Raw genomic sequence first — 7,444 nt, 5'->3', positions numbered from 1 at the left:
ACGCCCGAGCCCAGCCCAAGACGAACTTCGCCGCCAGTTCGCCGATCAGAAGCTGGACCAGTTACCCGGCCAAGGTTGCGTGACGGCCCACTAGCTCGCCAGACCCGAGTTGATCTCGGCGAGCACCTGGGTCGCCTTCGTGTAGCGGACGAGGTTGTCCAGCGTGGGCGGCTGCGCGAGGGTGGCCTGGGCGTGGCGGACGGCCTCGCCCACCGTCCGCACCCCCAGGGCCCGCGCGGTGAGGCCGTCCACGGCGGTGCCGGCGTTGATCCGGCGGCCGGCCAGGTTGAGCGTGGTGGCCAGCAGCTCGGCCCGCAGTGTGCGCGGCTGCGTCAGCGGCAGGGTGAGGACGGCGGTGGACTCCCGCAGGGAGAGCGCGCCGTTCGCGGCCGAGCCGTCGGCGCCGTCGAAGCGGTCGTCGGTGGCCTGGACGCGGGCGAGCGCCTCGGCGGTGCGCAGGTCGGGCCGCAGCGCCCAGAACGTGACCAGCCCCGGGTCGCGACTGGGGGAGACGGTCGTGATCCGCGTTTCCGCCGTCGCGGCGGCGGGGGTGGTGGGGCACGGGCCGGAGCCGTCGGCGCTCAGCGAGACCGGCACGGTGACCGTCGCCGCGTCCAGGAGCAGCAGGCTCGGCCGCGCGGTGAAGGCGATCGTGCCGGTCCCCGTGCCGGCGGGCAGCGTGCCGACGGCCCAGCGCAGCGTGGTGGTGCCGTCGGTGTTCCTGCTCACGGAGCCCGGGCGGGGCCCGGCGCCCTGGTCGAGCGCGGCGCTGTAGTAGAGGCCGGCGGGCAGCGTGGCGGTGAGCGTGGTGCCGGAGGCCGCGGCCCCGCCGGTGTTGCGGTAGGTCAGGGTGTAGGCGGCGGCCTCGCCGGCGTTGACGGTGGCGGGCGCGGTGGCCGCCACGCCGATCATCGACCGGTGCACCGTGGTGGACACCCCGGCGGTGTTGTCGGACAGGGTGCCGGTCTCGGCGTATCCGCGCTCATTGGTCCCCGACACGGCCGCCTTGTTCGTCAGGACCGTCCCGTCCGTGGTCGCACAGGGGATGTCGTAGGTGAACGTCTCCCGCGCGGAGCCGCCCGCCGGCACGTCGGACGTCGTGCGGTGGACGACGTCCGACGTGCCGGCGGGCATCGTGTCGTCGATCTTCACCGCCGTGGCGGTGGCGGGCCCCTTGTTGCCCACGGCCACGGTGTAGGTGAGCCGGTCGCCGGGGGAGGCGTCCTGCCTGTCCACGGTCTTGGCGGCGGTGAGGTCGATCGGCGGGTTGAGACTCGCGGCGGCCTCGGCGGTGATCTCGGCGCTGCCGAGGCCGAGCACGCCCTTGTGCGCGCCGTCCTCGAACCAGGGGCTCTCGCGGAAGTTGAGGTTCAGGTGGTCCCAGTCGTTCCAGGAGGTGAGGGTCTGCTTGGGGGAGACGGGGCAGGACGTGGTGTCGGGGCCCATGATGATGTGGTTGACGTCCCCGGACTGGTTCGTCGCGCTGGTGCCGTCGCCATTCCAGTCGACCGGCTTGTTGGCCGGCGTGGTCAGCGCGACTCCGGGTTTCCCGGCCACCACCGTCCCGTACACGACCGTCGCGCTACCTGCTCCCGGCAGGGCGTCGCCCACCTCGTCGAGACCCTGGTCCTCGTTCATGGGGGCGCGCTCCTGGGGCTGGTAGTCCAGGGGGCGGGACGCGGTGGACGCCGTGGGGAACTGGTAGGAGTAGTTCATGACGCTCAGGTAGTTCGGCTTGCAGTTGACGCTGTCCAGGCCGCCGTGCTGCAGCCCGAGCGTGTGGCCGAGCTCGTGCATGAACGTGCCCGCCTCCGCCGCGGTCTGGCCGCCGTTGGCGGTGATCCGCGTGTTGTCCCACGCGCCGAGCGAGATGACGAAGTCGTTGCCGCCCGGCAGGGCGACGCGGGCCAGGTGGGCCAGGTCGACGTGCTGCTGGGTGTCGTCGCCCGCCTCGGCCTGACCCGACGTGGTGCCGAGGCCGGTCAGCCCGTGCACCGACACGGCGTAGCGGAACGCCAGCCGCTTGGCGCCCAGGATGTTCTCGCAGTTGCGTGAGATCCGGTCGAGCACGTCGCCGAAGTTCCCGTCACAGGCAATGGCGGAGTCGCCGAACTTGACATCGTCGAAGTCGTCCCAGCTACCGGGGCTCTTGGTGTCGAACGTGATCCGCTCCGCCTCGCCCGCCCGCTCCCCGGTATGGACGTGCAGGGTGATGCCGTGCGCCGCGAATGCGGTCACCACCTGGCTGATGGCGTTCGGGTCGAACTCCCTGGAGCGCCGGCAGTACGACGCCAGGCAGAACATCGCGTCCAGCTCGACGAAGATGTCCTTCTTGTTCGGGTCGGCGCTGTACGGGGGCTGGTTCAGCGCGAGATCGACCGTGCCGTCCTGGTCGTAGTCGATGCCGTTGATCTCCCAGTCGTCCAGCAGCCCGTCCTGGTCGGTGTCACGGCCGGTGTGCACCTTCAGGGTGGTGGAGCAGGTGCCGATCGTCGTGTCGCCCGACAGCGTCGAGGTGATGTCGATCCGCAGGCCGCTCGCGTCACCGAGGCCCTCCGCGTACGCCGGGGGCAGGTCGAACTCCCCCTGCACCAGCCCCGTCTCGGCGGATAACAACTGCCGGTAGAACGGCGTGGCGTGCCAGTAGTGGAACCCGGCCTCCACCGTGGCGGTGAACCAGCCGCTCTCCTGACTGTCGTTGAGGAAGGTGATACGGGCACGGGGCCGCTCGCCCTCCGCGAGCGACAGGGGCGAGGTCCCGAGGAACTCGCACTCACCGTGCACCGCGGCGTCGGCGTGCCCCGCGGGGGCGCCGAGCAGGGCGGCGACGACGAACAGGACGAGCGGCACGATCACGCGGTGGATGAGCATGGGCCGAGTGTCGGCGTCCGCGCTCGTGCCGTCATGAGTAACCCGTACTCATCCCGTTCCGGTGGCGGCCACAACCTGGCCGCCACCCCTGCGGCGGTGGTTGCACAGCCGGGCAACAATGAAGGAGCCGAATATGAGAGCCGCCGTCGGTCTGGTTCGTCGTCATGGTGGTTGCCCTTCTGGCGATGCGAGGTCGAGACGTCACGCGGGTGTGGTGCGGCCCCGCCGCCGTGGTGGGCGGAGGGGCCATGAGCCGCTGGGAACCGATCTATCCGAGCACCGGGTAGTTCGCGCGGAACACGTTGTGCGGGTCACGGGCCCGCTTGATCTTTTGCAGCCGCGCGAGCGCGCTGCCGGAGAAGGACTGCGCCGCCGTGTCACCGGGGGACAGCAGGGTGTACGGCTTGCGGCCGCTGATGTACGCCTCCAGGTCGGCCACGACCTCGGCCTGCTTGGCGCGGGTCGCGTCGGCCGCGTGCGGCAGGCCGAGACCCACCAGTCCGAGCAGGTACGGCTCAGCCATCGCGCCGCTCGCACCGGCCCCGCCGCCCGGCTCGGCGAGCGCCCCGCCCAGGTGCCTGATCTGCACGTTGATGAGCGGTTCGATCGGCTTGGCCAGCAGGAGCTCCACCGTGTCCGCGTTCAGGCCGGTGAGCAGCTCCGCACGAGCGATGGACGGGACCGGATCGGTGGGCTCGGCGGCGATCCTGCCCAGATCAGCGACCGGGACGACGCCGCGGTTGTCGGAGATCGCGCCCTCGATCTTGTCGATGCGTGCCAGCAGGTCCGCCCCCTGCGCCGCCTCACCCAGGTAGGCCAGATCCAGCGTCACCATCGGCGGCGCGCCGGGGGGCTGGAGCCGGTTGATCCAGACACTGAGTTCACGCGGCGCCTCGGCGATGATCTCCAGGAACGCGTCGTACACCTCCCTGGTCCGGTGCTCCGGCCAGATCACGCGCCCGCCGTACAGGACCGGAGCGGGATACAGGTCGAGTTCGAGGGCGGTCACCACCGCGAAGTCCCCGCCACCGCCGCGCAGCGCCCAGAACAGGTCGGGATCGGACTCGGCGGTCACCCGGCCCGGCTCGCCGTCGGCGTCCACGATGTCGATGGCCCGCACGCTGTCGGAGGCGAGGCCGTGCTTGCGGCTGAACCAGCCGACGCCGCCGCCCAGGGTGTAACCGGTCACGCTGACCCCCGGCGCGCTGCCGGACAGGCCGGTCAGACCCAGTGGACCGGCCGCCGCCAGCACCTGACCCCACTTCGCGCCCGCGCCCACCCGGACCACGCGCTCCTGCGGGCGTACCTCCACGTCGTTCAGCAGGCCGGTACGCAACAGGATCAGGCCTTCCACGTCACCCGAGGCGCCATGCCCGCTCGGCTGCGCGGTCACCGTCATGCCCGCCCGCCGCGCGTAACGCACGAGCGCCGCCACGTCATCGGCGTCCGCGGCCTCCGCCACGGCCGCCACCGGCTGCCTGACGGTCAGATTCCACGCGGTGGCCGCCTGTTCAAAGCCGTCGTCACCGGGCAGGAGCACGCGCCCCTTCAGGACACCGCGCAAATCGTTGATCGTCATTGTCGTCTCCCTTGTCGAGTTGTCAGAAAATGCGGACGTCAGGCGGACTGGGCGGCGGTCGCCGGGGTGGTGCCGGCCTCGCGGAGGATCAGCAACCCCGTGACCGCGATCAGCGCCGCGGTCAGGCCGTGGACGGCGAGCGCGGCGGCCGTGGATCCGTGGTGGGCCAGGACGTTGACCATGTCGGCGAACGGGGTGACGGCCATCATCAGCAGGACCCAGCCCAACGGGCGGCGGTGGCCTGTCACCAGCAGGACGCCCATGGCCAGGCCCATCCCGATCTCGCGGCTGCCCTTCACGATGGAGAAGCCGCTGCCGTCAGAGGGCCAGTTCGCCAGCCCCGGGAAGGTCGTCCCGAGGGGCAGGACGAAGGACAACCCGAGGTAGAGGGTGAACAGGACGACGACGGCGGCCAGGACGGTGTTGAGCTTCTTCAGCGACATGGTCGTTCTCCTTGTTTGTGCGGACGGGCAGGGTTCAGCCACGGACACGGCGGATGTGGCGGGCGTAGCGGGGGCGGCCGATGACGTGCCAGATGACGCGGACCGGGACGGGAAGGCCGCCGAGGACGATGGCGCGCTCGGCCGGGTTCGCGTCCTCCAGGACAGCGCCGAAGAGCGTGAGCAGGGTGAGCTTGGGCGTGTTGTGCACCAGGTGGCCGCCCAGGGAGGCCCATTCCTGTCGGGTGAGGCGCTCGGCCGCGAGCGGGAGGAGGGTGGTCTCCTCGTCGTCGAGGTGTTCCAGCAGGACCGCACGGTGCTCGCAGAGGGCGGCCGCCAGGGTGTCGCGTTCGTCGGCGCCCGCGGTGGCCTCCCAGGCGGGAAGCGCGGCGTCCAGCCTGCTCAGGGTGGCCGTGACGCGCTCGTGCTGGGCCTGCATGCGCAGGACGACGTCGGCCTCCAGGTCCACACGGGACAGCAGCGGCGGCCACAGCAGCTCGTCCTCGCCCTCGTGGTGGTTGTGCAGGCCCAGCCGGTAGATGCGGAAGTGGCCGGCGATCACCTTGGCGCGAGCGGTGTCACCCGGGGCGACGGCCGCGACGAGCTTCACCAGCAGCCGTGACTCACGGCGGAGCGCGCGGTGGACGATCTCCATGTCCTGGGTGTTGACGCTCATCTGTTCCCGCTCCTTCGTCGGTTGCGATGTGTTCAGGCTGCTCCTGGGTGTTTGGAAGGCATTTGGAAGGCATTTGGAACGTCCACGTAGATGTGCGGATCATGGTCTTCGTCCGGGTGCTGGGCTCTTTCGTGGCCGAGGTCGGCGGCGAGCCCGTTCTCCTGGGCGGGCCGCGACAGCGGGGCGTGCTGGTGAGCGCGGCGCCGGGTTATGCGCTGCGGCTGCCGAGGCCGCCGACGAGCCGTGGGCCGCCGCGGAGACGGCCCGGCTGAACGAGCTGCGCCCGGTCGCCACCGAACTGCACGTCGCGGCGGGCCTGCGCACCGGTGACCCCGCCGCGGTGGTTCCCGGGGCCGAGCGGCTCACCCGCGACGAGCCGCTGCGCGAGGAAGGCTGGCGGCTGCACGCCCTGGCACTGTGGAGCAGCGGCCGCCAAGCCGACGCGCCGGCGACGCTCCGCCGCGCCCGCGAAGCCCGCCGGGTACGCACCTCGGACCCGATCCGGCCCGACTTACTTCTTCACCTTCCGCACGACCGTCCGCGCGATGGCCGCCATCGCCCTGGACGACCGCGCCGCGGCCGAGAAGACCTACGCGACGCTGCTTGCGCGCTGCGACGGCTCCCACCGGACGCCACGAGCCTGTCCGTGGAGCTGCGCCCGGTCGCTCACACCCTCGGCGCTGGCCGCCGCCTTCCTCGGCCACGACGACGAGGCCGCCGCGCACTTCGCTCAGGCCGCCACCATCGCCGACCGGTTGAACGCACCTCATCGGGCTGCCGAGGCCCGGTCCCGAACGATCGCTTAGCTGTTGACCCTCGACGGCATCCGCGGCCTGGACGCTGGTCACCGCTAGAGTGGGTGATCATGACGACTGGACGATGGGCGTTGGGCGGCGACCTGAGCGTCGCCAGGGTCGGGTACGGCGCGATGAAGCTGACCGGCTGGCCGAAAGGTGACCGTCCCAGCAGGGACACCGCGCTCGCCGTCCTGCGCCGGGCCGTCGACCTGGGCGTGAACCACATCGACACCTCGCACTACTACGCTCGCGACGGCGTGGCGGCCAACGAGCTGATCCGGGAGGCGCTGCATCCCTACCCGGACGACCTGGTGATCGTGACGAAGGTGGGCGCGCTGGTCGAGGGCTCTGACCTGGCCTTGCCCGCCGAGGGCAAGACCGGCCTCACCCCCGACGGCCTGCGCCGCGGCGTCGAGGCGAACCTGCGCTCGCTCGGCGTGGACCGCCTCGATGTCGTCAACCTGCGCATGGGCGACCTCGACCGCGCCGGTACGCCGCTCGCCGGTCCGCTGGAGACGTTGCTCGCGCTGCGCGAGGAGGGGCTGATCCGCCACCTCGGCGTCTCGAACGTGACACCCGCCGAGTTCGCCGAGGCCCACAAGATCGCGCCGATCGTCTGCGTCCAGAACCTCTACAACCTGGCCAGGCGCGAGGACGACCCGCTGGTGGACGCCTGCGCCGAGGCGGGCATCGCGTACGTGCCGTTCTTCCCGGTCGGTGGGTTCCAGCCGCTCACGGCCGAGCGCCTGGACGCCGTCGCCGCCCGCCACGGCGCGACCGTGCCGCAGGTGGCGTTGGCCTGGCTGCTGGCCCGGTCGCCGAACATCCTGCTCATCCCCGGCACCGGCTCGCTCGCCCACCTGGAGGAGAACGTCGCCGCCACCTCCCTGAAGCTGACCGAGGAGGACCTGGCCGACCTCGCCGACCAGGTGCACTGACCACGGAGTCCGAAGGACCACGACAGGTGTCGGCCGTTGACTCCTAGACTAGTACTACAGCGAGGCTTTGAGATGTTTCAGTCGATGTCTTCTGTAGTGGCTGGCTCGGGCGCGGGTCTGATGGAGGCGCCGGTAGTGGGACC

At 71.3% G+C, this 7,444-nt stretch carries 6 protein-coding genes and 1 pseudogene; 3 read left to right on the top strand and 4 right to left on the bottom strand.

The window, feature by feature from the left end; translation table 11 throughout:
* Window positions 1-90: 90 nt before the first annotated feature.
* From AB0J46_RS51770 to AB0J46_RS51755, 4 genes are all read right to left on the bottom strand, one after another.
* Window positions 91-2,871, bottom strand: a complete 2,781-nt coding sequence (locus AB0J46_RS51770) for a hypothetical protein (RefSeq protein ID WP_364344866.1) — start codon at window positions 2,869-2,871, stop codon at window positions 91-93.
* 268 nt (window positions 2,872-3,139) lie between these two features.
* The gene (locus AB0J46_RS51765) at window positions 3,140-4,450 is read right to left on the bottom strand and encodes an FAD-binding oxidoreductase (protein WP_364344863.1); all 1,311 of its coding nucleotides are present in this window, start codon (window positions 4,448-4,450) and stop codon (window positions 3,140-3,142) included.
* Window positions 4,451-4,488: 38 nt separating this feature from the next.
* On the bottom strand, window positions 4,489-4,893 hold the full coding sequence (locus tag AB0J46_RS51760; RefSeq protein WP_364344860.1) for a DUF4267 domain-containing protein: 405 nt from the start codon (window positions 4,891-4,893) through the stop codon (window positions 4,489-4,491).
* A gap of 34 nt (window positions 4,894-4,927) precedes the next feature.
* Window positions 4,928-5,566, bottom strand: coding sequence for a hemerythrin domain-containing protein (locus AB0J46_RS51755; protein WP_364344857.1), 639 nt, complete (start codon window positions 5,564-5,566; stop codon window positions 4,928-4,930).
* On the opposite strand from AB0J46_RS51755, the pseudogene AB0J46_RS51750 reads away from it, so the two are divergent.
* The 3 genes and pseudogenes from AB0J46_RS51750 to AB0J46_RS51740 all read left to right on the top strand — a co-directional run.
* A pseudogene (locus AB0J46_RS51750) lies at window positions 5,544-5,978 on the top strand (bacterial transcriptional activator domain-containing protein); the annotation flags it as partial. The gene AB0J46_RS51755 and the pseudogene AB0J46_RS51750 sit on opposite strands and share 23 nt — an antisense overlap.
* 133 nt (window positions 5,979-6,111) lie before the next feature.
* The gene (locus AB0J46_RS51745; RefSeq protein ID WP_364344872.1) at window positions 6,112-6,372 is read left to right on the top strand and encodes a hypothetical protein; all 261 of its coding nucleotides are present in this window, start codon (window positions 6,112-6,114) and stop codon (window positions 6,370-6,372) included.
* A gap of 59 nt (window positions 6,373-6,431) precedes the next feature.
* Complete coding sequence (locus AB0J46_RS51740) at window positions 6,432-7,301, top strand: oxidoreductase (RefSeq protein ID WP_364344869.1); 870 nt, start codon at window positions 6,432-6,434, stop codon at window positions 7,299-7,301.
* Window positions 7,302-7,444 lie beyond the last annotated feature (143 nt).

Origin of the sequence: Nonomuraea sp. NPDC049758 (assembly GCF_040674635.1) — a bacterium.
Lineage (GTDB): Bacteria > Actinomycetota > Actinomycetes > Streptosporangiales > Streptosporangiaceae > Nonomuraea.
Note: the sequence above shows the minus strand (reverse complement) of the source record. Positions and strands in the feature narration are given on the sequence as shown.

Excerpts from the sequence above, each read along its gene's own strand:
- AB0J46_RS51770 (WP_364344866.1), bottom strand. The coding sequence starts at position 2,871 with ATGCTCATCCACCGCGTGATCGTGCCGCTCGTCCTGTTCGTCGTCGCC.
- AB0J46_RS51765 (WP_364344863.1), bottom strand. The coding sequence starts at position 4,450 with ATGACGATCAACGATTTGCGCGGTGTCCTGAAGGGGCGCGTGCTCCTG.
- AB0J46_RS51760 (WP_364344860.1), bottom strand. The coding sequence starts at position 4,893 with ATGTCGCTGAAGAAGCTCAACACCGTCCTGGCCGCCGTCGTCGTCCTG.
- AB0J46_RS51755 (WP_364344857.1), bottom strand. The coding sequence starts at position 5,566 with ATGAGCGTCAACACCCAGGACATGGAGATCGTCCACCGCGCGCTCCGC.
- AB0J46_RS51745 (WP_364344872.1), top strand. The coding sequence starts at position 6,112 with ATGGCCGCCATCGCCCTGGACGACCGCGCCGCGGCCGAGAAGACCTAC.
- AB0J46_RS51740 (WP_364344869.1), top strand. The coding sequence starts at position 6,432 with ATGACGACTGGACGATGGGCGTTGGGCGGCGACCTGAGCGTCGCCAGG.